Here is a 24,320-nt window from a genome sequence, read left to right on the forward strand (position 1 = left end):
GCCGTCGGCATGAAGTGCGATCGATTCTAGAAAGCCGTTTTTTTTGTCACAATGATCGAATTTCGAAGCTTTCTTTGCCGAAAAGGCAAAGCAGGACAGCCGCTCGCGGCACGGAGACAGAACGATGGCGGCTTTTCTGCATGGCCTGGCACTGCGGTATTTCGTCGAAGTCGCGCGTACGGGCTCGCTCAGCGACGCGTCGGCGCGGCTGCATGTCGCCGTGTCGGCGATCAGCCGGCAGATCGCAAAGCTCGAAAGCGAGCTCGGCGCGCCGCTGTTCGAGCGGCGGCCGCGCGGCATGGCACTGTCGGAGGCGGGCGAGCGGCTGCTCGGTTTCGCGCAGCGCAGCCTGCTCGAAGCCGAACACGTGATGAAGGAGATCGGCGGGCTCGACGCGCTGCACGGCAGCCTGTTGAAGATCGCCTGCTCGGAAGGGTTCGCGATCGATTTCCTGCCCGGCGCGCTGGCAGCGTTCAAGGCGCGCCATCCGGGCGTCGATTTTTCGGTGTGGGTCGTATCGCCGGCCGATGCGACGCGGCGCGTGCGCGACGGCGACGCCGACATCGCGCTGACCTTCAGCCTCGCGCCGGAAAAGGGCGTGCGCGTCGAGCATACGGAGCGCGCGCCGATCTTCGCGCTGCTGCGCCGCGATCATCCGCTCGCGGCGCGCGAGGCCGTATCGCTCGCCGACGTCGCGCGTCATCCGCACGTGCTGCCCGAAGCCGGCACGACCGTGCGCCAGCTGATCGATATCGCATGCGCGCTCGACGGCCTGATGCTCGAGCCGGAGCTCACGAGCAACAACACGGCCGCGATGTACCGCTACGCGCAGCGTACGGGCGCGGTGATGTTCTCCGGTCTGCTGTCGGTGCGCGACCGCTGCGACGCCGACGGTTTCGTCGTCGTGCCGGTCACGAACCCGCAGTTGCGTGAACGCAGCATCCAGGTACAGACGATGGCGGGGCGCGATCTGCCGGCGTCGGTGCGCGCGTTTCGCGATCATCTGATCGACGCGATGAAGGCCGCGTCGGTGCCGCCGAACGCGGCGCGCGGCTCGCGGCGCCCGCGCGTGAGATAATTGCAGGTCCGCCTTCCTGCGCCCGTGCGGCTCGCCGAGCCGCACCGACCCGTTTCGACGCCAAATTGAAGAACCTGATTGTCACCCTCGATCGCGCCGCCGAGTTCGACGAGATCATCGACGTGCGCACGCCGCTCGAATTCGCCGAGGACCATATCCCCGGCGCGCTGAACGCGCCCGTGCTCAGCAACGAGGAGCGCGTGCTCGTCGGCACGATGTATCGGCAGGTGTCGCCGTACGAGGCGACGCGCGTGGGCGCGGCGATCGTCGCGCGCAACATCGCGCGCCATCTGGACACGACGTTCGCCGATCGTCCGCGCAACTGGCGCCCGCTGATCTACTGCTGGCGCGGCGGCAAGCGCTCGGGCTCGATGACGACCTGGTTCAACCTGATCGGCTGGCAGGCGCGTCAGCTCGACGGCGGCTACAAGGCGTACCGCCGTTCGGTCTGCGCGACGCTCGACACGCTGCCGACGCGCTTTCGCTACATCGCGCTCGTCGGCCACACCGGCTGCGGAAAAACGCGGCTGCTGAACGCGCTGCGCGGCGCGGGCGCGCAGACGCTCGATCTCGAAGCGCTCGCGTGCCACCGCGGCTCGCTGCTCGGTGCGCTGCCGGGCGTGCCGCAGCCGTCGCAGAAGGCGTTCGATTCGGGGCTTGTCGAAACGCTGCGACGCTACGATCCGGCATGGCCGGTGTTCGTCGAATCGGAAAGCCGCAAGATCGGGCTCGTGCAGCTGCCGGTCGCGCTGCTCGACGCGTTTCACGCGGGGCCGTGGGTGCAGGTCGAAGCCGCGCGCGACGAGCGCATCGCGTTCCTGCTCGACGATTACGGCCACCTCTTCGACGATCGCGCCGCGTTCGGCGCGCAGCTCGACCGGCTGATCGGGCTGCACAGCCGCGAAGAGGTGGCGCGCTGGCACGCGCTGCTCGACGCCGACCGGCGCGCGGAACTGTTCGGCACGCTGATCGACCGGCATTACGATCCCGCGTACGCGCGCACGTATCGCGCGTCGTACGGCAAGCCGAACCGCGCGCTGACGTTCGCGTTCCGCCCGAACGCGGCCGACGTGCCGGACCAGGCGCGCACGCTGCTCGAGCAGCTCGCGCAGGCGGGCTTGCCCGCGTCGCCGGCCTACGTGTCGGCCGCCGCCGCGGCGCCGATTACTGCTCATGACCATCCGACCACCTCACGATGACGACCACACGCACGCAACCCGTTCCGGCGCTCGGCTGGATGACCTTCCTGCTGATCGCGGTCGCAGGGCTGTTCTACGTCAAATGGTTTCCGTACTACAACAAGGCGTTCGTCGCCGCCGAACATCATTCGATCGGCCAGTCGATCCTGATGGGCACGGCCGCGTCGGCGCCCGAGCCGTCGCTGAAGGCTGCGCTCGACTACGCGTGGGCGTACGGCAAGGCGATCTGGCAGGCGATGGTGCTCGGCCTGCTGCTCGGCTCGGCCGTGCAGGCGCTGCTGCCCGCGCACTGGGTCGCGCGCGTGCTCGGCCGCACGGGCTTCGGCAGCGTCGCAGCCGGCGGCTTGCTGTCGCTGCCGGGCATGATGTGCACGTGCTGCGCGGCGCCGGTCGTCGCGGGCTTGCGCGCGCGCCACGCGTCGCCGGGCGGCGCCGTCGCGTTCTGGCTCGGCAATACCGTGCTGAACCCGGCCGCGCTGGTGTTCATGGGCTTCGTGCTCGGCTGGCACTGGAGCGCGCTGCGGCTCGTGCTGGGCATCGCGATGGTGTTCGGCATCGGCTATCTGCTGAACCGCATCGCGCGGCCGGAGGATCGCAGCATCGACGACGCGCAGCTCGCGGCGCTGGCGGCCGAGCAGGCCGCGGCCGGCAACGCGTTCGTGCGCTGGATCAAGCTGCTCGTGCGGATGGCGGTGCGGCTCGTGCCCGAGTACGTCGTGCTCGTGCTGCTGCTCGGCGCCGCACGCGCGTGGCTGTTTCCGCACATCGGGCCGGACATCGGCAATCATCTCGGCTGGATCGTCGCGTTCGCGGTGGCCGGTGCGCTGTTCGTGATTCCGACGGCCGGCGAAGTGCCGATCATTCAGGCGATGCTGTCGCTCGGCATGGGCGTCGGGCCCGCCGCGGCGCTGCTGATGACGCTGCCGCCGATCAGCGTGCCGTCGCTCGCGATGCTCGCACGGTCGTTCAAGCCATACATGCTGGCGATCGTCGCGAGCCTCGTCGTCGTGTTCGGGATCGCGAGCGGGCTGCTCGCGGTCGCGTTCGGATTCTGAGGCTGACGCACATCGGCCGCGCGCGTGGCCCGTGTGCGCGCCGTATTCATCCGGCACCGCCGCCGATCCGCGCGGTGCCCTTTACAAGAAGCAAACAGGAAAACGCATGACCCAACCGAAGATTCATCCTCGACTCGAAAAGGCGCTGACGCGCGGCGATCTCGCGATCCGCCAGGCCAATTCCGCGCGTGCGACGGCCGTGCTGAACGCGCTCGGCACGATGATCGTCGAGGCGTCCGCGACGATCGGCGTCGAGGCGAGCATCGACATTCCGCAGGGCGATCGCATCTACGATCCGGTCAACGGCGTATGGCCGCAGAAGATGCTCGTGTCGTTCGACGGGCCGGTCGCCGATGCCGATCCGGAAGAGCTGCGCACGGTCTATCTGATCGCCGACGATCCGGGCACGCAGTTCCGCGTCGAATGGCATCGCGCGGACGGCAAGCTCGGCCGCCACGAAGGCGGCCCGCTCGCGACCGTCGCATTCCTGACCGACGTCGAGATTCCGTGGAGCGACGACGACGAGTGACGTCGTCGGGCGCAGGGGCGGCGCTGCGCGCGCCGTGCGTCAGCGCATCAGCCGGCGCCGGAACAGCCACGCGCACAGCAGGAAGCCGCCCACCGCGTAGGCGGCGAGGATCGCGACGTGCAGGCCGATGTCCGTCGCGGGCCGGCCGAGCATCGCCGGCCGGATCAGCTCGACGGCATTGGCGAGCGGCAGCGCCTGCGCCGCATGCTGCGCGAACTGCGGCAGCTGCGTGATCGGGAAGAAAACGCCCGAGAGCAGCAGCATCGGCGTCAGCACGAGCGTCTGATAGAACATGAAGAAGTCGTACGACGGCGCGAGCGCCGTGACGACCATCGCGACGCTCGCGAACGCGAGCCCCGCGAGCGCGATCACCGGCAGTGCGGCGAGCATCGACGGAAACCGCGCATAACCGAGCAGGCCCGCGACGAGCATGATCGCGGCGCCCGACAGCATCGCCTTGCTGGCACCCCAGACGATTTCGCCCAGTACGACGTCGCCGAGCGCGAGCGGCGTGTGCATGATCGCTTCCCAGGTGCGCTGCACGTGCATCCGCGAAAAACCCGAATACATCGATTCGAAGCTCGCGGACATCATCACGCTCGAGCCGACCGTGCCGGCTGCGAGAAACGCGATGTACGACACGCCGTCGACGTGGCCCAGCATCAGGCCGAGCCCGAACCCGAGCCCGAACAGATAGATCATCGGGTCGGCCAGATTGCCGAACATCGACGCGAGCGCAAGCTTGCGCCAGACCAGATAGTTACGGCGCCAGACCGCGATCCAGTTGGTCGCGTTCGCCGGCATCGCGAGCGCGAAGCGCGATTCGCGCGCAGGCGTCGCGTGCGGCGCAGCGGAATCCGAATAGTTGCGTACGTCCATGTCGGTCAGTCCTGCATGTCGCGGCCGGTCAGCCGCAGGAACACGTCCTCCAGATTGGCCGGACGATGCAGATAGCGCAACCCGGCGCGGCCCTTGATCCGCGCGCACAGCGGTTCCGGATCGCTGACGTAGCAGAACAGCGTCTCGCCGCTGATTTCGGTGCGCTGCGCGAGCGGCGCGACTTCGTCGCGCAGCGCGATCGGGTCCGGTCCGTAGATCTCGATCACGTCGCAGCCGATCTCGGACGCGATCAGCGCATGCGGCGCGCCCTCGGCAATCTTGCGGCCTTCCTCGATCACGCACAGCCGGTCGCACAGACGTTCGGCTTCTTCCATGAAGTGCGTCGTGATCAGGATCGTCTTGCCGCGCGCGAGCAGCGAGCGCAGCCGTTCCCACATCAGATGCCGCGCCTGCGGGTCGAGGCCCGTCGTCGGTTCGTCGAGCACCAGTACGTCGGGATCGTTGACGAGTGCGCGTGCGAGCGTGAGCCGCCGCTTCATGCCGCCGGACAGCTCGCCGACCTTCGCATCGGCCTTGTTCTCCAGTTTGGCGAATTCGAGCAGCGGCTGCACGAGTGCGCGTGCCGCGTGCGCCGACATGCCGAAATAGCGGCTGAACACGAGCAGGTTCTCGCGAACCGTGAAATCGGGATCGAGATTGTCGAACTGGGGCACGACACCGACGCGCCGCCGTGCATGCCGCGCGCGCGATGGCACCGGTTCGCCGCACAGCGAGATTGCGCCGGCGTCGGGATACGCGAGACCGAGCAGCATCTTCAGCGTCGTGGTCTTGCCTGCGCCGTTCGGGCCGAGCAGCCCGTAGCACTCGCCGGCATGCACGTGGAAGGACAGATCGTTGACGACGAGCTTGTCGCCATAGCGCTTTTCGACGTTCCGGAAATCGATGGGTGCGACGGACATGGCAGCGTTATGGTTGTGACGGCGAGCAGCGGTGCGCGCGGATGCCGCGAACGGAGCGGGACAACGCCGGTCAGATCGGGCATGATCGAAGCAGGCGTGGCGATGCGCGTTCGCGTGCAGCGAAACGGCGGCACGACGGGCCATTCTAGTGCATCGCTTGCGTTCGCTCAGCGCGTATGCGCCGGCATCGTGCAGGGCCGTGATCATCGTGCACCGCATCATTGCGCACGCGCCGCATGCGGCGTGTCAGCGTTTTCCATCCCTTGCGCGCCGGATTGCGACGCACCATGATGAATGGGTAGGGCTCGTTGTCGCGATAGGGAGGTCTCATGGCTAGCTACAACAAGATTCTGCTGTGCTACGACGGAACGCTCGAGGGGCGCAAGGCGCTGCGATGCGGTGCCAATCTCGCGTTGGACCTCAAGGCCGAAACGCATCTGCTGTCGGTCGTCGACATGCGCTCGAGTATCGCGCAAAGTGCCGGCTTGCTGACCGACGTCGCATGCGGCCGCTTCGAGGAAACCGCACGTGAAATCCTGCAGGAAGGGGTGAACTGGCTGCGCGAGCGCGGCGTGCAGGCCGAGGGCCATTTCGCGTTCGGTTATCCGATCGACGAAATCGCGAACCTCGCCGGCGAGCTGAAAGTCGATCTCGTCGTCGTCGGACACCGGTGCCGCAGCGGACTATCGAGATGGTGGATGGGATCGGGCAACACGCAACTGCTCGATCGCGTGAACTGCAGCATTCTGGTTGCATGCTCGTCGGCCGAAGAGCAGAAGGCCGAAATCGCACGCGAGCGCGAAGCCGCGACGGCGAGCGGCCAGTGATGTGATGATCGCGATCGGCGCTTGAGGCGCCGATCGCGGCGACGTCGCCAACGCCGCCGCGCCGACGCGCCGCCGCGCGCTACGCGTGCAGATCGATCGCCGACAGCTTCCACGAGAACAGTCCGAAGCGGTGGAAGATCGCCGCATAACGCGTGCCGTCGGCCGTGCGCTGATAGGTGACGACGAATTCGTCGATGTTGCGGTAGCCGGCGTGCGTTTGCTGCTGCGCCGGCGGCGCCGCTGGAGCGGATGCTGCTGGCGGCGGCGCCGATGCGACCGCGCTGCCCGGAGCCGGTGCGCTGGCCGGCGGCACGGCCGCGCCGGGTGCGGACGGCGCGGCGCCGCTGGCCGGTGCGCCGCCGGCCTGCTGCGCCTGCCAGTCGGGCGGACGCTCGCCGGGATTACCTTTCGGCGGGAAACCGCTCATCAGGGCGGCCACGCCTTCCGGCGTCGCATACGCATCGACGAGCGGCCCGATCAACGCGGAACCGATTAGCGCGCCGAGCACCGCGAACGGGTTGTCCTTCTTCACCGCGTCGATCCGGCGCATCAATTCCTCGGTAACCTGCTGCTTCAGGCTGATCCGCAGCGACGGAAAGTCGACGTATTCGCTGACGGCCTGTGCATCGCGCGCATCGATCGCCGACTTCAGGCGGCCGAGCGCGATGTACGGCGACGCGTAGGCATAGCCGATCGCCGCGATGACGGCGATCGCCAGCACGACGATCAGCAAGGGTTTGAGCCGCCATCCGCGGCTCGACGAGCGCGTCACGATACCTCCGGAGCGAAACCGTGTCGCAATCAGAGACCGCCTTGCGCGGCCGAACGTTCCTCCGCGATGCAGCGATCGATCATGCGGCAAACGGCATCGATCGTGCCGACCATGATCAGCCGCGAACGACCGTGATAGACGCGCACCGGTGCGCGCCGCGCGGGCTCCGCGTGATAGAGCCCGGCATTGAGCGACACGCGCGCGAATGCGGGGAGCGCCGACGGCAGCAGCGACGCCTGCCGTTCGACTGCGACTTCATGGCCGGCGGGCGCCGCAGCGGACAGCGGCGCGCAGGGCGTGCGGCCGCGCAGATGACGCAGGCGACCGAATTGACGGAAAGGCAGCAGGCGGGCAAGGCGTTCCATGGTGTTCTCCTGAGCGAGACGGAATGTCAGAGTTCGCCCGAGCGGATCAGCCCGACGGCGATGCCTTCCAGCGCGAAATCCGCGCTGCCGGCCTTGACGAAGATGTTTTCGTAATCCGGGTTCTCGGCGATCAGCTCGATGCCGCCCGGCCGGCGCATCAGACGCTTGACCGTGACGTCGTCGCCGAGCCGCGCGACGATGATCTGGCCGTCCTTCGCCTCAGTGCGCTTCTGCACGGCGAGCAGATCGCCGTCGAGAATGCCGGCGTCGCGCATCGACAGCCCGCGCACCTTCAGCAGATAGTCGGGCTTGCTCGAGAACAGCGCGGGATCGCACGCGAAGTGCTGCGAGATGTGCTCCTGCGCGAGGATCGGGCTGCCGGCCGCGACACGGCCGACGAGCGGCAGCGACAGCTGCATCAGCCCCGCATGCGGCAGCGTGAACTGGTGCGGCGCGTCGTCGCCGCCGAGCAGCCGGATGCCGCGCGACGCGCCCGCCGCCAGCTCGATCACGCCCTTGCGCGCCAGCGCACGCAGGTGCTCCTCGGCCGCGTTCGGCGAACTGAAACCCAGCTCGGCCGCAATCTCGGCGCGAGTGGGCGGAAAACCGGAGCGCTCGATCGCGCGGCGGATCAAGTCGAACACTTGCTGCTGGCGTGCGGTGAGTTTGGTCATGGTTCAACTGTATGGATAGACAGTGAGCTGTATTTTTATACAGTACTTTGAGAATTTCAAGTGTTACGTGAAGTTCGACGCGATCGCGCCGGTTCCGACGCCCGATTGCGACGTCCATGCGCCGGTTCGTCTGCCGCAACCGTCCGTCTGTATTGCGTTAGCACTTTTCAGTATTAAAAAATGAAGAAGGATTATTTTTAATCATGTAGCCCGTTCGATAGACTGGCCCGACATCGCAATACCGACAACACTGGAGAACCAAGGATGGTGAAGCGCACGACGGGGCTGATGAGCGGGGCGGGCCGCTTGATTGCAACACTCGCGCTGGGCGCGGCGGCGGCGCTGGGCGTCGCGACGCACGCGCAGGCCGATACGACATTCCTGAACGTGTCGTACGACCCGACGCGCGAGCTGTACCAGGACTTCAACCAGGCATTCGGCAAAGAGTGGAAGGCGAAGACGGGCGAGACGGTCAACTTCAAGCAGTCGCACGGCGGCTCGGGCGCGCAGGCGCGCTCGGTGCTCGACGGCCTGCAGGCCGACGTCGTGACGCTCGCGCTCGCCTATGACATCGACGCGCTCGCCAACAAGGGGCTCGTGAACAAGGACTGGCAGAAACGCCTGCCCGACAACGCGTCGCCATACACGTCGACGATCGTGTTCCTCGTGCGCAAGGGCAACCCGAAGGGCATCAAGGACTGGGACGACCTGACCAAGCCGGGCGTGTCGATCGTCACGCCGAACCCGAAGACCTCGGGCGGCGCGCGCTGGAACTACCTGGCCGCGTGGGCGTATGCGCTGCACAAGCCGGGCGGCAGCGAGCAGTCGGCGAAGGAATTCGTCACGAAGCTGTACAAGAACGCGGGCGTGCTCGACTCGGGCGCGCGCGGCGCGACGACGAGCTTCGTGCAGCGCGGGATCGGCGACGTGCTGATCGCGTGGGAGAACGAGGCGTTCCTGTCGATCAAGGAGTTCGGGCCCGACAAGTTCGAGATCGTCGTACCGTCGGCGAGCATTCTGGCGGAACCGCCGGTCGCGGTCGTCGACAAGGTCGTCGACAAGAAGGGCACGCGCAAGCTCGCCGAAGCGTACCTGAACTTCCTGTACAGCCCGCAGGGCCAGGAAATCGCGGCGCGCAACTACTATCGGCCGCGCTCGAAGAGCGTGCCGGCGGAGCTGACCAAGCAGTTCCCGAAGCTGAAGCTGTACACGGTCGACGACACGTTCGGCGGCTGGACGAATGCGCAAAAGACGCATTTCGCGGACGGCGGTGTGTTCGACTCGATCTACAAGCCGCAGTAACACGACAACGACAGCGGCGCGCCACGTAGTGCGCCGCGTCCCGGACGCCGCCGGCGCGACCTGTCGCGCCGGCGTTCGCGTCGGGCCCATGAGCATCGACCCAGCAAGAGCATCCGATGACCACGTACACCTTTCGCAAGCCGAGCGCGCTGCCCGGTTTCGGCGTGACGCTCGGCATCACGGTGGCCTATTTGAGCCTCGTGGTTCTGATTCCGCTCGCCGCCACGTTCCTGAAGACCGCGACGCTGTCGTGGGACCAGTTCGTCGCCGCCGTCACGTCGCCGCGTGTGCTCGCGTCGTACCGGCTGACGTTCTCGGCCGCATTCGGCGGCGCGCTGATCAACGCCGTGTTCGGCTTTCTCGTCGCGTGGGTGCTCGTGCGCTACACGTTTCCGCTGAAGCGGCTCGTCGACGCGATCGTCGATCTGCCGTTCGCGCTGCCGACCTCGGTGGCCGGCATTTCGCTCGCGGCCGTCTACGCGGCGAACGGCTGGGTCGGCCAGTATCTCGCGCCGTTCGGCATCAAGGTCGCGTTCACGCCGCTCGGCGTGCTGGTCGCGCTGACCTTCATCGGCCTGCCGTTCGTCGTGCGCACCGTGCAGCCGGTGCTCGAGGATTTCGAGCGCGAGCAGGAGGAGGCGGCCGCGTGCCTCGGCGCGTCGCGCTGGCTCACGTTCCGGCGCGTCGTGCTGCCGGCCGTGCTGCCCGCGCTGCTCACCGGTTTCGCGCTCGCGTTCGCGCGTGCGCTCGGCGAATACGGGTCGGTGATCTTCATCGCCGGCAACGTGCCGATGAAGTCGGAGATCACGTCGCTGCTGATCATCACGAAGCTCGAACAGTACGACTACGCGGGCGCGACCGCGCTCGCGGTCGTCATGCTCGTCGTGTCGTTCCTGATGCTGCTGCTGATCAATACGCTGCAGTGGTATCTGCAGCGCCGTACGAGCCGCGGCGCGAGTGCGCCCGCGTCCGCGTCCGGTGATACCGCCGCGGTCGCGGCAGGAGGCCGGCCATGACGCAGGAGGTGACCGCCGTGCTCAAGAACCCGTCGTCCGCCGAGCGTGCGCGCGCGGCGAAGCGGCTCGATCCCGTCAGCGAGCCGCGCGCCGTGCGCTGGCTGCTCACCGGCATCGCGCTCGCGTTTCTCGCCTTCTTTCTCGTCGTGCCGCTCGCGGCCGTGTTCGTCGAGGCGCTGCGCAAGGGCGTCGGCTTCTACCTCGAGTCGCTCGCGGATCCGGACGCGTGGGCCGCGATCAAGCTGACGCTGACCGTCGCGGCGATCGCCGTGCCGCTGAACCTCGTGTTCGGCGTGTGCGCGTCGTGGGCGATCGCGAAATTCGAGTTTCGCGGCAAGGCGTTGCTGACGACGCTGATCGATCTGCCGTTCTCGGTGTCGCCGGTGATCTCGGGCCTCGTCTACGTGCTGCTGTTCGGCGCGCAGGGCTGGCTCGGCCCATGGCTGCGGGATCACGACGTGCAGATCATCTTCGCGGTGCCGGGCATCGTGCTCGCGACGATCTTCGTCACGTTCCCGTTCGTCGCGCGCGAGCTGATTCCATTGATGCAGGCACAGGGCAGCGACGAGGAAGAGGCCGCGCGCGTGCTCGGCGCGTCGGGCTGGCAGATCTTCCGCCGTGTGACGCTGCCGAACGTGAAGTGGGGGCTGCTGTACGGCGTGATCCTCTGCAATGCGCGCGCGATGGGCGAATTCGGCGCGGTGTCGGTCGTGTCCGGCCATATCCGCGGCCAGACCGACACGATGCCGCTGCACGTCGAGATTCTCTACAACGAGTACAACTTCGCCGCGGCGTTCGCGGTGGCATCGGTGCTCGCGCTGCTCGCGCTCGTGACGCTCGCGCTGAAGCTGCTCGCCGAACGCCATCTCGCCGCCGAGCTGTCCGGCGCGCGCGACGCCGTTCCCGCACATGCCGGCCCTGCCGCCATTTCGTCGAAATCGTAAAGAGGCAACCAGAATGGGTATCACCGTCCGTCATCTCCAGAAGCGCTTCGGCGATTTCACCGCGCTCGACAACGTGTCGCTCGATTTCCCGCCCGGCGAACTCGTCGCGCTGCTCGGGCCGTCCGGCTGCGGCAAGACCACGCTGCTGCGCGTGATCGCGGGCCTCGAGCACGCGGACGCGGGGCAGGTCGTGCTGCAGGGGCTCGACGTCGCATCGGTCGGCGCGCGCGACCGGCAGGTCGGCTTTGTGTTCCAGCACTACGCGCTGTTCCGCCACATGACCGTGTTCGAGAACGTCGCGTTCGGGCTGCGCGTGAAGCCGCGCCGCGAGCGGCCGTCCGAAGCCGCGATTCGCGACAAGGTGCACGAGCTGTTGAAGCTCGTGCAGCTCGACTGGCTCGCGCAGCGCTATCCGTCCGAGCTGTCGGGCGGCCAGCGCCAGCGGATCGCGCTCGCGCGCGCCCTCGCGGTGGAGCCGAAGGTGCTGCTGCTCGACGAGCCGTTCGGCGCGCTCGACGCGAAGGTGCGCAAGGAGCTGCGCGGCTGGCTGCGGCGCCTGCACGACGATCTGCACATCTCGACGATCTTCGTCACGCACGATCAGGAGGAGGCGCTCGAAGTCGCGGATCGCATCGTCGTGCTGAACCGCGGCCGCGTCGAGCAGGTCGGCAGCCCGCAGGAGGTCTACGATCATCCGCAGAGCGCGTTCGTCTACGAATTCCTCGGCGCCGCGAACCGGCTGCCCGGCACGGTGGCCGAGCGCGGCTTCGTCGCCGAGGGCGCGGCCGCGCCGATCGCGGTCGACGCGGATTTCGCGGGACCCGCGCATGCGTACGTGCGGCCGCACGATCTGCAGCTGTGGCCGGCCGCCGAAGCGGGCCATCGCGACGGCATCGCGGTCGACGTGCGCCGCGTGATTCCGCTGGGCGGCTCGGTGCGCGTCGAGCTGGAATCGCGCGCGGGCGGGGCGCTCGAGGCGGAACTCGACCGCGACGCATGGCGCGCTCTGTCGCTGCAGGTCGGCGACGGCGCGACGGCCGTGCCGCGTGCGGTACGCGTATTTCCGGCGCGCTGACGCCGGCCAGGCAGGAAGGAGCGCACGGCGCTCCATATCGACCATCGAACAACGACAGCCCAAGAGGCATACCCATGAACTTCCAGCAACTGCGCTTCGTGCGCGAGGCGGTGCGCCAGAACATGAACCTGACCGAGGTCGCGAACGTGCTCTACACGTCGCAGTCGGGCGTGTCGAAGCAGATCAAGGACCTCGAGGACGAACTCGGCGTCGACATCTTCATTCGCCGCGGCAAGCGGCTGACGGGCCTGACCGAGCCGGGCAAGGCCGTGCATCAGCTGATCGAGCGGATGCTGCTCGACGCGGAGAACCTGAGGCGCGTCGCACGGCAGTTCGCCGATCAGGACAGCGGCCACCTCGTCGTTGCGACGACGCACACGCAGGCGCGCTACGCGCTGCCGAAGGTGATCCGGCAGTTCACCGACGTGTTCCCGAAGGTCCATCTCGCGCTGCGGCAGGGCAGCCCGCAGCAGATCGCGCAGATGATCCTGAACGGCGAGGCCGATCTCGGCATCTCGACCGAGGCGCTCGACCGCTATCCGGACATCGTGACGTTCCCGTGCTATTCGTGGCATCACACGGTCGTCGTGCCGAAGGGGCATCCGCTCGTGGGCCGCGAAAACCTGACGCTCGACGAAATCGCCGAGTATCCGATCATCACGTACGACCAGGACTTCACCGGCCGCTCGCACATCGACCAGGCGTTCGCGCAGGCCGGCGCCGTGCCCGACGTCGTGCTGACCGCGATCGACGCGGACGTGATCAAGACCTACGTCGAACTCGGCATGGGTATCGGCGTCGTCGCGGCGATGGCCTACGATCCGCAGCGCGACACGGGGCTCGTCGCACTCGACACGCAGCATCTGTTCGAGGCGAGCACGACGCGCGTCGGGCTGCGCAAGGGCGCGTTCCTGCGCGCGTATGCGTATCGGCTGATCGAGATGTTCGCGCCGCACCTGAGCGAGGCCGAAATCGCCGGCCAGTTGCGCGAAGCGGTGTGATTGGCGCGGGCGGGCGTGCGCATGCTTCGCGCGCGTCCCGTCTGCCGTCGGCGCGCTCCGAATAAACCCTTAAATATTGATTAGACGGGTTGCGCGCCGGCGCGAAACGGTCCAGCATACCTTCACTCCGCCGGCGTCCGCCGGCGGCGGCGTGTAAACGACGACACGCGTCAGGCAGTCGGCCGTCTGCCTTGTTTTCTTCCTTGGTACCGACAAGCAGCATCGATGGCCAATCGCCGGGTAGTGTGGCGCAAACGTTTGCTCGCAATAAAACAACAGTCGGCCCCGACGGGCCAGTCGCCAGGAGATGTGTATGAATGTCCGCTTTCGCCGTCGCTTTCTGACCGCCGCGCTTGCTGCCGTCGCGGTTGCCGCCGCTCCCGCCGTCCACGCTCAAGCGGCCGGCAAGCCGAAGGTCGCGCTCGTGATGAAGTCGCTCGCCAACGAGTTCTTCTTGACGATGGAAAACGGCGCGAAGGAATACCAGAAACACAACGCGAGCCAGTTCGACCTGATCACGAACGGGATCAAGGACGAGACCGATACCGCGAACCAGATCCGCATCGTCGAGCAGATGATCGTGTCGAAGGTCGACGCGATCGTGCTCGCGCCGGCCGACTCGAAGGCGCTCGTGCCGGTCGTGAAGAAGGCCGTCGACGCGGGCATCATCGTCGTCAACATCGACAACCGGCTCGACCCCGACGTGCTGAAGTCGAAGAACCTCAACGTGCCGTTCGTCGGGCCCGACAACCGCAAGGGTGCGCGCAAGGTCGGCGACTACCTCGCGAAGAAGCTGAAGGCGGGCGACCAGGTCGGCATCGTCGAAGGCGTGTCGACGACGACCAACGCGCAGCAGCGCACGGCCGGCTTCCAGGATGCGATGAAGGCGGGCGGCATGAAGGTCGTGTCGGTGCAATCGGGCGAATGGGAAATCGACAAGGGCAACGCGGTCGCGTCCGCGATGCTGAACGAATACCCGAACCTGAAGGCGCTGCTGTGCGGCAACGACAACATGGCGATCGGCGCCGTGTCGGCCGTGCGCGCGGCCGGCAAGCAGGGCAAGGTGTACGTGGTCGGCTACGACAACATCAACGCGATCAAGCCGATGCTGAAGGACGGCCGCGTGCTCGCGACGGCCGATCAGTACGCCGCGAAGCAGGCCGTGTTCGGCATCGACACGGCGCTGAAGGCGATCGCCGAGCACCGCAAGCAGGCGGAGCTGTCGGGCGTGGTCGAGACGCCGGTCGATCTCGTGACGAAGTGACGCCGCGCGGCGCGTGCCGCCGCCCTCAAGAATCCGGCGCGGCGGCCGTTATCCGGTGTGAGCGCGATCACGGCCGCTGCATGCCGATGCAGTTGTGAGCGTCACACCCGCGCGCCGCATGCGCGCGGCCGCAACCAGGATCGCGATGGAACCGACCTTCCAATCTTCTTCCCGTCCCACCGCACCGGTGCTGTCCGTTTCCGGCGTCGGCAAGACGTACGCGGAGCCGGTGCTCGCGGACGTCACGCTCGCGCTCGTGCCGGGCGAGGCGCTGGCGCTGACCGGCGAGAACGGCGCGGGCAAGAGCACGCTGTCGAAGATCATCGGCGGGCTCGTCGAGCCGAGCGCCGGCACCATGCAGCTCGCGGGCGAGCCGTACGCACCGGCGAGCCGCACGCACGCCGAGGCGCTCGGCGTGCGGATGGTGATGCAGGAGCTGAACCTGCTGCCGACGCTGAGCGTCGCCGAAAACCTGTTCCTGAACCGTCTGCCGCGCCGCTTCGGCGTGATCGATCGCGCGCGGCTGCGCGACGACGCGCGCCTCGCGATGGCGCAGGTCGGGCTCGATGCGATCGATCCCGACACGCCGGTCGGCGCGCTCGGCATCGGCCATCAGCAGATGGTCGAGATCGCGCGCAACCTGATCGGCGACTGCCGCGTGCTGATCCTCGACGAACCGACCGCGATGCTGACCGCACGCGAGGTCGAACTACTGTTCGAGCAGATCGACCGGCTGAAGGCGCGCGGCGTCGCGATCGTCTACATCTCGCATCGGCTCGAGGAACTCGCGCGCGTGGCCGAGCGCGTCGCGGTGCTGCGCGACGGGCGGCTCGTGCACGTCGGCGAGATGGCCGCGACGACGTCCGACGCGCTCGTCACGCTGATGGTCGGCCGCGAGATCGGCGAACACATCGATCTCGGCGAGCGCCATATCGGTGCGCCGCGGCTCGTCGTCTCGGGGCTCACGCGTGCGCCGGCCGTGCGCGACGTGTCGCTCGAGGTACGGGCGGGCGAGATTTTCGGCATTTCCGGACTGATCGGCGCAGGGCGCACCGAACTGCTGCGGCTGATCTACGGCGCCGATACGCCCGACGCCGGCACGATCGCGGTCGGCCAGCCGCCGCGGCCGGTCGCGATCCGCTCGCCGGTCGATGCGGTGCAGCTCGGCATCGCGCTGATCACCGAGGATCGCAAGGGCGAGGGATTGCTGCTGTCGCAGTCGGTCACGGCCAACGTGTCGCTCGGCCAGCTCGACCGGCTCGCGCGTGCGGGCGTGGTCGACACGGCGCGCGAGACGGCGCTCGCCGAACGGCAGATCGACGCGCTGCGCATCCGCGCGCACGGCGCCGCGCAGCCGGTCGGCGAACTGTCGGGCGGCAACCAGCAGAAGGTCGTGATCGGCCGCTGGCTCGCGCGCGACATGGGCGTGCTGCTGTTCGACGAGCCGACGCGCGGCATCGACGTCGGCGCCAAATTCGAAATCTACACTTTGATGGGCGCGCTTGCGCGCGAAGGCCGCGCGCTCGTGGTCGTATCGAGCGACCTGCGCGAACTGATGCTGATTTGCGACCGGATCGGCGTAATGTCGGCCGGCCGCATGACGGCCGTGTTCGAGCGCGGCCACTGGACCCAGGATGCGCTGCTGGCCGCGGCGTTCGCGGGCTTCGGCCGCGACGCGGCGCCGCACGGTGCACCGCCGCCTGACGCGCACGCCGCGAACGGAACTTCGACGACAGGACGACCGCAATGACCCAGCCCCCCGTCACCCCGACCGATGCCGGCGCCGCGCAGGACGCGACCGGCCGCCGCGCGCGCACGCTGTCCGGCACGCGGCTCGGCGTGTCGAACTATCTCGGCCTCGCCGGCGCGCTGATCGCGATGATCGCGCTGTTTTCGGCGCTGAGCTCGCATTTCCTGACCTACGATACGTTCAGCACGATCGCGAACCAGATTCCCGACCTCGTCGTGATGTCGGTCGGGATGACGTTCGTGCTGATCATCGCGGGGATCGATCTGTCGGTCGGCTCGGTGCTCGCGCTCGCCGCGTCGATGGTCAGCGTCGCCGCGCTGAAGTGGCAGTGGGGGCCGCTGCCGGCCGCGCTGATCGGCATCGCGGTCGCGACCGCGACGGGCTCGCTGACGGGCGCCGTCACGGTCGGGTGGCGGATTCCGTCGTTCATCGTGTCGCTCGGCGTGCTCGAGGCCGCGCGCGGCCTCGCCTACCAGCTGACGAATTCGCGCACCGCGTATATCGGCGACGCGTTCGATTTCCTGTCGAATCCGATCGCGCTGGGCATCTCGCCGGCGTTTCTGATCGCCGTCGCGGTGATGATTGCCGCGCAGTTCGTGCTGACGCGCACCGTGTTCGGCCGCTATCTGGTAGGGATCGGCACGAACGAGGAGGCCGTGCGGCTTGCGGGGGTTAACCCGCGGCCGTATAAAATCCTTGTCTTCGCGCTGATGGGCGCGCTCGCCGGGCTCGCGTCGCTGTTCCAGATTTCGCGCCTCGAGGCCGCCGATCCCAACGCGGGCGCCGGGCTCGAGCTGCAGGTGATCGCGGCCGTCGTGATCGGCGGCACGAGCCTGATGGGCGGCCGCGGCTCGGTGATCAGCACGTTTTTCGGCGTATTGATCATCTCGGTGCTCGCCGCGGGCCTCGCGCAGATCGGCGCGAACGAGCCGACGAAACGGATCATCACCGGGGCGGTGATCGTGGTCGCGGTCGTGCTCGACACGTATCGCAGCCGGCGCACGCGCACGCGGTAAGACCAACAACAGAAAGAGCAGAGAGAAACGGGAAATGGCGACGATCAAGGATGTGGCGGCCATGGCGGGCGTGTCGTTTACGACGGTATCGCACGTGGTAAACAACTCGCGGCCGGTGTCCGCGGACGTACGGGCGAAGGTCGAGGGCGCGATCCGCGAGCTGAACTACGTGCCGTCGGCGGTCGCGCGCTCGCTCAAGGCCCGCGCGACGGCGACCATCGGCCTCGTCGTGCCGAACAGCACGAATCCGTACTTCGCGGAGCTCGCGCGCGGCATCGAGGATCAGTGCGCGGCCAACGGCTACTGCGTGTTTTTCTGCAACTCGGACGACGATCCGGTCAAGCAGCGCAACTACCTGCGCGTGCTGCAGGAAAAGCGCATCGACGGGCTGATCGTCGCGTCGGCCGGCGAAGACGCCGTGCTCGCGCAGACGCTCGCCGACGCGCATGCGCCGCTCGTCGTCGTCGACCGCAACATCGAAGGGCTCGCGGCCGATCTCGTGCAGATCGACCACGAGCGCGGCGCCTATCTCGCGACGCGCCATCTGCTCGAACTCGGCCACGCGAAGATCGGCTGCATCACCGGGCCGACCGACACGGCCGTCAGCGCGATGCGCGTGCACGGCTTCATCCGCGCGATGGCCGAGCGCGGCATCGACATCGTGCCGGGCGCGATCGCGGAAAGCGATTTTTCCTGCCTCGGCGGCTATCACGCGGCGGCGCGGCTGTTCGAATCGGTGCGGCCGAGCGCGATCTTCGCGGGCAACGACCTGATGGGCGTCGGCGCGCTGCGCGCGGCCGCCGAGCGCGGGATGCGCGTGCCCGACGACTGTTCGATCATCGGTTTCGACGACATCGAGTTCTCGCGTTACACGTATCCGGCGCTGTCGACCGTCGGCCAGTCGGTGCGCGCGCTCGGCGAAATGGCCGCGCAGACGCTGATCGAGCGGATCGGCGGCGGTTCGTCGGCGGCGCCGAGCCGGCGGCGCGTCGTGTCGCCGCGGCTCGTGCTGCGCGAATCGACGGCGGTCTATCGCGAACCGGCCGCGTCCGGCTCTCGCGCATGACGGCCGGCGCGGCAGCGCGGGCCGGCCGCGTCGCGGTGGTCGGCAGCCTCAACATGGATCTCGTCGTGCGCGCGCCGCGGCTGCCGCTGCCGGGCGAGACGCTCGCGGGCCACGCGTTCGCGCAGGCGGCGGGCGGCAAGGGCGGCAACCAGGCCGTCGCGGCGGCACGGCTCGGCGCGCAGGTCGCGATGATCGGCTGCGTCGGCGCGGATGCGCACGGTGACGCGCTGCGCGCGGGGCTCGAAGCCGAAGGGATCGACTGCACGGGGCTCGCGACGAGCGCGTCGGCGCCGACCGGCGTCGCGCTGATCGTCGTCGACGACGGAAGCCAGAACGCGATCGTCATCGTCGCGGGCGGCAACGGCGAAGTGACACCGGAGACGGTCGCGCGGCACGAAGCGACGCTCGCGTCCGCCGACGTGCTGATCTGCCAGCTCGAGACGCCGCCCGACACGGTGCGTGCGGCGCTTGCCGCCGGACGCCGGCTCGGCCGCACGGTCGTGCTCAATCCGGCACCGGCTGTCGCGCCGCTGCCGGCCGACTGGCTCGCGTTGGTCGACTATCTGATTCCGAACGAACTGGAAGCCGCTGCGCTGACCGGCCGCCCGGTGCGCGATGCGACCGACGCGGAGGTCGCGGCGCGGGCGCTGCAGGCGCGCGGCGCGCGCAACGTGCTGATCACGCTCGGCGAACGCGGCGTGCTCGCGCTGACGGCCGACGGCATCGCGCGACACTATCCGGCGCCGGTCGTGCGCGCGGTCGACACGACGGCCGCCGGCGACACGTTCATCGGCGGCTTCGCCGCACGGCTCGCGGCCGGTGCGAACGTCGACGACGCGATCCGCTTCGCACAGCGCGCGGCCGCGGTATCGGTCACGCGTGCCGGCGCCCAGCCGTCGATCCCGACGCTCGCCGAACTCGGCGACTGACGCATTTCCGTCCCTTCGCGGCCGCTCCGTCACGTCCGACGGCGGCCGCAGTCCACTTCCCGCATCGTCGTCCTCTTGCATCCGCTTTCGCGGCTCGACTGCGAAGGCAGGCGTCGCCTTTCATGCGATTATTCAGCAATCTGTAATAAACAGACGTATTAAACGAAAAGTAAGCTCGAATGCCATCAAGTTGTTTAGCGCGCCGTCGTAAATACGGGAACCGAAACAATGTTCGGCGTAACGGGCCACGGCCCGCCTCGGCGACGCAACACAGGAACGACGATGGTCTTCAGGAACCTGACGATACGTGCGCGTATCGGTTTGACAATGGCTTTTCTCGCCGCGCTGCTGGGCGTAATCGGCGTGCTCGGTCTGTACGGGATGACGAGCGCGAACGAGTCGACGCGCGAGATCTTCACGAACCAGATGCCGAGCGCGGTCAACGTGTCGGTGGCCGAAATGTTCGCGGCCCGCGAGCGGCTCGCGCTCGATCGCGCGGCACTGCTGGCCGGCACGCCCGACTCGGCTGCCGCCATCGAGCGCAGCCGCGCCATGCGCGCACAGTCCGACGCGCGGTGGCAGAAGTATCTTGCGCTGCCGCGCGGGCCGGAAGAGGACCGGCTCGCGCAGGACGTCGCAGCGAAGCGGCAGGCGCTGCAAGCCAGTTGCGACGCGTTCGCGAGCGCCATCGCGTCGGGCGACCACGACCGGATCGGCGACGGCGCGAAGCAGCTGCAGGTGCGCTTCAACGAACTCGCCGGCGCGAACGAAGCGCTGCGCAACTTCCAGTTCAGCGACGGGCAAGCGCGGTTCGATCATGCGGAATCGGTGTATGACGCGCTGCGTGTCGTGTCGATCGTCGTGCTCGCGCTCGGCCTCGTCGCCGCGCTGCTGTCGTGGGTCACGCTGAGCCGCGCGATCGGCCGGCCGCTCGCGGACGCGCTCGCGCATTTCGACGCGATTGCCGCGGGCGATCTGCGCCGCACGATCGTCGTGAGCCGACGCGACGAAATGGGTCAGCTGCTCGACGGCCTCGCGAAGATGCAGCGCGGGCTTGTCGACACGGTGCGCACGGTGCGCGGCGGCAGCGAGTCGATCGCGACGGCAGCCCGGCAGATCGCGGCCGGCAACATCGACCTGTCGTCGCGGACGGAAGAACAGGCGGCGGCGCTGCAGGAAACGGCGTCGAGCATGGAGCAACTGACCGGCACCGTGAAACAGAACGCGGACAATGCGCGCCAGGCAAGCTCGCTGGCCGCGAATGCGTCGGAAATTGCAAACAAGGGTAATACGGTGGTGGGGCAGGTCGTCGACACGATGGGCGAGATCAATGCGAGCTCGGCGAAGATCGCGGACATCATCGCGATCATCGAGGGCATTGCATTCCAGACCAACATCCTCGCGTTGAACGCGGCGGTCGAAGCCGCGCGCGCGGGCGAGGAAGGGCGCGGGTTCGCGGTCGTCGCGGGCGAGGTGCGCAGTCTCGCGCAGCGTTCGTCGAGCGCGGCCAAGGAAATCAAGGCGCTGATCGACGCGTCGGTCGAGCGGATCCGCTCGGGCTCGACGCTCGTCGACGAAGCGGGGCGCACGATGAACGACGTGATCGGTGCGGTGCAGCGCGTGACCGACATCATGGGCGAGATCGCGGCGGCGTCCGAGGAGCAAAGCGGCGGCATCGACCAGGTCGCGCGCGCCGTCGCGCAGATGGACGAGGTCACGCAGCAGAACGCGGCGCTCGTCGAAGAGGCCGCGGCTGCCGCGCAGTCGCTCGACGAGCAAGCGGCGCGCCTGCGCGACGCGACGTCGGTGTTCCGGCTCGACGACGCGGCGCGGCCGGCGGCAGGCGCAGCCGATGCCGCGCGCCGCGCGCCGCGTGCGACTACCGCGTCGAGCACGTCGAGCACGTCGCCCGCACAGGCCGCGTCGGCCGTCGTGCGCGCGGCGTCTTCCGCACCGGCTGCCGCTCGCGACGAGCGCGATGCACCGTCGCAGCGCGCGGCTGCGCCGGCGCCCGCACGCAAGGCGGCTGCCGCGCCTGCCGCGGCGCCGCAGCTCGCGACGGCCGGCGCCGACGATTGGGAGACGTTCTGAGTCGAACGCGCGCATCATCTATCCCCATTTGCTCACGCCCGACGCCCGCAGCCTGCGGGCGTCGTCGTTTCCGCGCTGGACACGATGCGTAACGGCCTGCGTGCCGATCCGCCGCGCATCTCGACGTGCAGCGCATCGTCACGCGCGCGATGCGCAGGCCGCGCCGCGGCCGGGCGCGCATCGTGCTCCTCGATGACGCACCGGTCGTACGGGTATCTCCGTAAGGGCTGTTCGAAGAAAATTTGTAACGGCGTGGCAAACGTGTCGTCGCAAACGGCTGCTCGAACGTCTAGGGATGAAGGGGGGAAGCGGCGACGACGGAAGCGTCCGATGGACGAGATGTTTCGTTGCTCGACGAGACGCTGCGGATGCAGTTTCTGCGGCTCGGAACATCGATTGTAAAGCGTCGAAATGCGCTGTGCGGACGGTGTTGTGGAGAATGTCGAACTTCATACAACGAGTTCGTGAAAAAAAATAAGAAAGGGTTTAGGATGAATTCGAACGCGCTTGCTTCTGCGCAGTCATAGAAGGCAGGCACGTCTTCAGACATAGGCGAGGGAGGTAGCATGGATATTTACAGCAGCTTCGCGAACCGCTTCGAAAAAACGCGAGAAGAAGAGTTCTCGCTTGAGGAGTACCTCGCGCTCTGCAAGAACGATCCATCGGCGTACGCTACGGCCGGCGAACGCATGCTGGCTGCAATCGGGGAACCAGAACACATCGATACCCGCAACGACCCGCGCCTGTCGCGGATCTTTGCGAACAAGGTCATCAAGGTCTATCCTGCGTTCCGCGAGTTCTACGGGATGGAGGAAGTGATCGAGCAGGTGGTGGCGTACTTCCGTCACGCTGCGCAAGGGCTCGAAGAGAAGAAGCAGATCCTCTACCTCCTCGGCCCGGTCGGCGGCGGCAAGTCGTCGATCGCCGAGCGTCTGAAGCAACTGATGGAGCGCGTGCCGTTCTATGCGCTGAAGGGGTCGCCCGTCAACGAATCGCCGCTCGGGCTGTTCGACTACGACGAAGACGGCCCGATCCTCGAGGAGCAGTACGGCATTCCGCGCCGCTATCTGAAGAGCATCCTGAGCCCGTGGGCCGTCAAGCGGCTGCACGAGTACAACGGCGACATCCGCCAGTTCCGCGTCGTGCGCCGCTATCCGTCGATCCTTCGGCAGATCGGCATCGCGAAGACGGAGCCGGGCGACGAGAACAATCAGGACATCTCCTCGCTCGTCGGCAAGGTCGACATCCGCAAGCTCGAGCAGTACGCGCAGGACGATGCCGACGCCTACAGCTATTCGGGCGGGCTGTGCCTCGCGAACCAGGGGCTGCTCGAATTCGTCGAAATGTTCAAGGCGCCGATCAAGGTGCTGCACCCGCTGCTGACTGCCACGCAGGAAGGCAACTTCAAGGGCACCGAGGGCTTCGGCGCGATTCCGTTCGACGGCATCATCCTTGCGCACTCGAACGAGTCGGAGTGGAAGGCGTTCCGCAACAACCGCAACAACGAGGCGCTGCTCGACCGGATCTTCGTCGTGAAGGTGCCGTACTGCCTGCGCGTGTCCGAGGAAGTGAAGATCTACGAGAAGCTGATCCGCAACTCGTCGCTTGCCGAGGCCGTGTGCGCACCGGGCACGCTGAAGATGATGTCGCAGTTCTCGGTGCTGTCGCGGCTGCACGAGCCGGAGAACTCGAGCCTGTTCTCGAAGATGCAGGTGTACGACGGCGAGAACCTGAAGGACACCGATCCGAAGGCGAAGTCGTATCAGGAGTATCGCGACTATGCGGGCGTCGACGAAGGGATGACGGGCGTATCGACGCGCTTCGCGTTCAAGATCCTGTCGCGCGTGTTCAACTTCGATTCGAGCGAGGTCGCGGCGAACCCCGTGCACCTGATGTATGTGCTCGAACAGCAGATCGAGCGCGAGCAGTTCCCGCCGGAAACCGAGCAGAAGTATCTGTCGTTCGTGAAGGACGTGCTCGCGTCGCGCTATGCGGAGTTCATCGGCAAGGAGATCCAGACGGCGTATCTCGAATCGTATTCGGAGTACGGGCAAAACATCTTCGATCGCTACGTCACGTACGCCGACTTCTGGATCCAGGATCAGGAATTCCGCGATCACGACACGGGCGAGAGCTTCGACCGCGCCGCCTTGAACGCGGAGCTCGAGAAGATCGAGAAGCCGGCCGGCATCAGCAATCCGAAGGATTTCCGCAACGAAATCGTGAACTTCGTGCTGCGTGCGCGTGCCGCGAACGGCGGCAAGAATCCGGTGTGGACGAGCTACGAGAAGCTACGCGTCGTGATCGAGAAGAAGATGTTCTCGAATACCGAGGAACTGTTGCCGGTCATTTCGTTCAATGCGAAGGGCTCGGCCGAGGAGCAACGCAAGCATGAAGACTTTGTGAACCGGATGGTCGCGAAGGGCTATACGCCGAAGCAGGTGAGGCTGCTTTGCGACTGGTACCTGCGCGTGCGCAAGTCGTCATGACGCGCGCGGTACGGCGCCCGTGCGGACGGTCCGCACGGGCAACCTCAGAGACGCCGCCCGCATGACGGCAGACGGCATG

At 67.5% G+C, this 24,320-nt stretch carries 22 protein-coding genes; 17 read left to right on the forward strand and 5 right to left on the reverse strand.

Translation table 11 applies throughout. From position 1 onward, the window contains the following. The first annotated feature begins 124 nt into the window (after positions 1–124). The 4 genes from NP80_RS20780 to NP80_RS20795 all read left to right on the forward strand — a co-directional run bounded on the left by NP80_RS20780 (position 125) and on the right by NP80_RS20795 (position 3,861). Positions 125–1,078 (forward strand): LysR family transcriptional regulator, encoded by a 954-nt coding sequence (locus NP80_RS20780; RefSeq protein ID WP_006400160.1) that lies wholly within the window; start codon positions 125–127, stop codon positions 1,076–1,078. Between the two features lie 65 nt (positions 1,079–1,143). Beyond that, positions 1,144–2,277, forward strand: coding sequence for a tRNA 2-selenouridine(34) synthase MnmH (gene mnmH / locus NP80_RS20785; protein WP_006411991.1), 1,134 nt, complete (start codon positions 1,144–1,146; stop codon positions 2,275–2,277). Further along, positions 2,274–3,332, forward strand: a complete 1,059-nt coding sequence (locus tag NP80_RS20790; RefSeq protein WP_006400158.1) for a permease — start codon at positions 2,274–2,276, stop codon at positions 3,330–3,332. The genes mnmH and NP80_RS20790 overlap by 4 nt, the downstream gene beginning before the upstream one ends. Positions 3,333–3,438: 106 nt before the next feature. Continuing rightward, the gene (locus NP80_RS20795; protein ID WP_006400157.1) at positions 3,439–3,861 is read left to right on the forward strand and encodes a hypothetical protein; all 423 of its coding nucleotides are present in this window, start codon (positions 3,439–3,441) and stop codon (positions 3,859–3,861) included. A 39-nt stretch (positions 3,862–3,900) separates the two neighbouring features. Here NP80_RS20795 and NP80_RS20800 read toward each other — a convergent pair whose 3' ends face one another. Together NP80_RS20800 and nodI are read right to left on the reverse strand one after the other, a co-directional pair. Continuing rightward, positions 3,901–4,740, reverse strand: a complete 840-nt coding sequence (locus NP80_RS20800) for an ABC transporter permease (protein WP_006411980.1) — start codon at positions 4,738–4,740, stop codon at positions 3,901–3,903. 5 nt (positions 4,741–4,745) lie between these two features. Next, entirely contained in the window at positions 4,746–5,660 is a 915-nt protein-coding gene (nodI, locus tag NP80_RS20805) for a nodulation factor ABC transporter ATP-binding protein NodI (RefSeq protein ID WP_006411987.1), read from the reverse strand. A 329-nt stretch (positions 5,661–5,989) separates the two neighbouring features. Here nodI and NP80_RS20810 point away from each other — a divergent pair, with 329 nt between their 5' ends. After that, on the forward strand, positions 5,990–6,487 hold the full coding sequence (locus tag NP80_RS20810; protein ID WP_006400153.1) for a universal stress protein: 498 nt from the start codon (positions 5,990–5,992) through the stop codon (positions 6,485–6,487). Positions 6,488–6,566: 79 nt separating this feature from the next. Here NP80_RS20810 and NP80_RS20815 read toward each other — a convergent pair whose 3' ends face one another. From NP80_RS20815 to lexA, 3 genes are read right to left on the reverse strand one after another with little or no spacing between them, the layout of a single operon-like run. Further along, positions 6,567–7,259, reverse strand: coding sequence for a DUF2939 domain-containing protein (locus NP80_RS20815; protein WP_043279494.1), 693 nt, complete (start codon positions 7,257–7,259; stop codon positions 6,567–6,569). A gap of 29 nt (positions 7,260–7,288) precedes the next feature. Further along, positions 7,289–7,624 (reverse strand): hypothetical protein, encoded by a 336-nt coding sequence (locus NP80_RS20820; protein ID WP_006410944.1) that lies wholly within the window; start codon positions 7,622–7,624, stop codon positions 7,289–7,291. A gap of 26 nt (positions 7,625–7,650) precedes the next feature. Then, on the reverse strand, positions 7,651–8,298 hold the full coding sequence (lexA, locus tag NP80_RS20825; RefSeq protein ID WP_006400150.1) for a transcriptional repressor LexA: 648 nt from the start codon (positions 8,296–8,298) through the stop codon (positions 7,651–7,653). A 264-nt stretch (positions 8,299–8,562) separates the two neighbouring features. On the opposite strand from lexA, the gene NP80_RS20830 reads away from it, so the two are divergent. The 12 genes from NP80_RS20830 to NP80_RS20885 all read left to right on the forward strand — a co-directional run bounded on the left by NP80_RS20830 (position 8,563) and on the right by NP80_RS20885 (position 24,241). After that, entirely contained in the window at positions 8,563–9,600 is a 1,038-nt protein-coding gene (locus tag NP80_RS20830; protein ID WP_006400148.1) for a sulfate ABC transporter substrate-binding protein, read from the forward strand. A 116-nt stretch (positions 9,601–9,716) separates the two neighbouring features. Next, positions 9,717–10,616, forward strand: coding sequence for a sulfate ABC transporter permease subunit CysT (gene cysT, locus NP80_RS20835; protein WP_006400147.1), 900 nt, complete (start codon positions 9,717–9,719; stop codon positions 10,614–10,616). Beyond that, positions 10,613–11,560 carry a sulfate ABC transporter permease subunit CysW gene (cysW, locus tag NP80_RS20840; RefSeq protein ID WP_006410942.1) on the forward strand — a complete coding sequence of 316 codons (948 nt, stop codon included), beginning with the start codon at positions 10,613–10,615 and terminating at the stop codon, positions 11,558–11,560. Before cysT ends, cysW begins: the two co-directional genes overlap by 4 nt. 13 nt (positions 11,561–11,573) lie before the next feature. Next, positions 11,574–12,635 (forward strand): sulfate/molybdate ABC transporter ATP-binding protein, encoded by a 1,062-nt coding sequence (locus NP80_RS20845; protein WP_006404868.1) that lies wholly within the window; start codon positions 11,574–11,576, stop codon positions 12,633–12,635. A 74-nt stretch (positions 12,636–12,709) separates the two neighbouring features. After that, positions 12,710–13,636, forward strand: coding sequence for a CysB family HTH-type transcriptional regulator (locus tag NP80_RS20850; RefSeq protein WP_006400144.1), 927 nt, complete (start codon positions 12,710–12,712; stop codon positions 13,634–13,636). Between the two features lie 313 nt (positions 13,637–13,949). Further along, positions 13,950–14,900 carry a sugar ABC transporter substrate-binding protein gene (locus tag NP80_RS20855; protein WP_006400143.1) on the forward strand — a complete coding sequence of 317 codons (951 nt, stop codon included), beginning with the start codon at positions 13,950–13,952 and terminating at the stop codon, positions 14,898–14,900. A gap of 145 nt (positions 14,901–15,045) precedes the next feature. Beyond that, positions 15,046–16,650: a sugar ABC transporter ATP-binding protein gene (locus tag NP80_RS20860; RefSeq protein WP_006410947.1), complete on the forward strand. Its 1,605-nt coding sequence runs from the start codon at positions 15,046–15,048 to the stop codon at positions 16,648–16,650. Beyond that, positions 16,647–17,666 (forward strand): ABC transporter permease, encoded by a 1,020-nt coding sequence (locus NP80_RS20865; RefSeq protein WP_006400141.1) that lies wholly within the window; start codon positions 16,647–16,649, stop codon positions 17,664–17,666. Before NP80_RS20860 ends, NP80_RS20865 begins: the two co-directional genes overlap by 4 nt. Before the next feature lie 34 nt (positions 17,667–17,700). Continuing rightward, positions 17,701–18,732: a LacI family DNA-binding transcriptional regulator gene (locus NP80_RS20870; protein ID WP_006400140.1), complete on the forward strand. Its 1,032-nt coding sequence runs from the start codon at positions 17,701–17,703 to the stop codon at positions 18,730–18,732. Then, the gene (rbsK, locus tag NP80_RS20875) at positions 18,729–19,661 is read left to right on the forward strand and encodes a ribokinase (protein WP_045594122.1); all 933 of its coding nucleotides are present in this window, start codon (positions 18,729–18,731) and stop codon (positions 19,659–19,661) included. The genes NP80_RS20870 and rbsK overlap by 4 nt, the downstream gene beginning before the upstream one ends. 282 nt (positions 19,662–19,943) lie before the next feature. After that, positions 19,944–21,752, forward strand: a complete 1,809-nt coding sequence (locus NP80_RS20880) for a methyl-accepting chemotaxis protein (protein WP_045594123.1) — start codon at positions 19,944–19,946, stop codon at positions 21,750–21,752. Positions 21,753–22,318: 566 nt separating this feature from the next. Continuing rightward, positions 22,319–24,241, forward strand: a complete 1,923-nt coding sequence (locus NP80_RS20885) for a PrkA family serine protein kinase (RefSeq protein WP_006400134.1) — start codon at positions 22,319–22,321, stop codon at positions 24,239–24,241. Positions 24,242–24,320 lie beyond the last annotated feature (79 nt).

The organism is Burkholderia multivorans ATCC BAA-247, from assembly GCF_000959525.1.
Classification (GTDB): domain Bacteria; phylum Pseudomonadota; class Gammaproteobacteria; order Burkholderiales; family Burkholderiaceae; genus Burkholderia; species Burkholderia multivorans.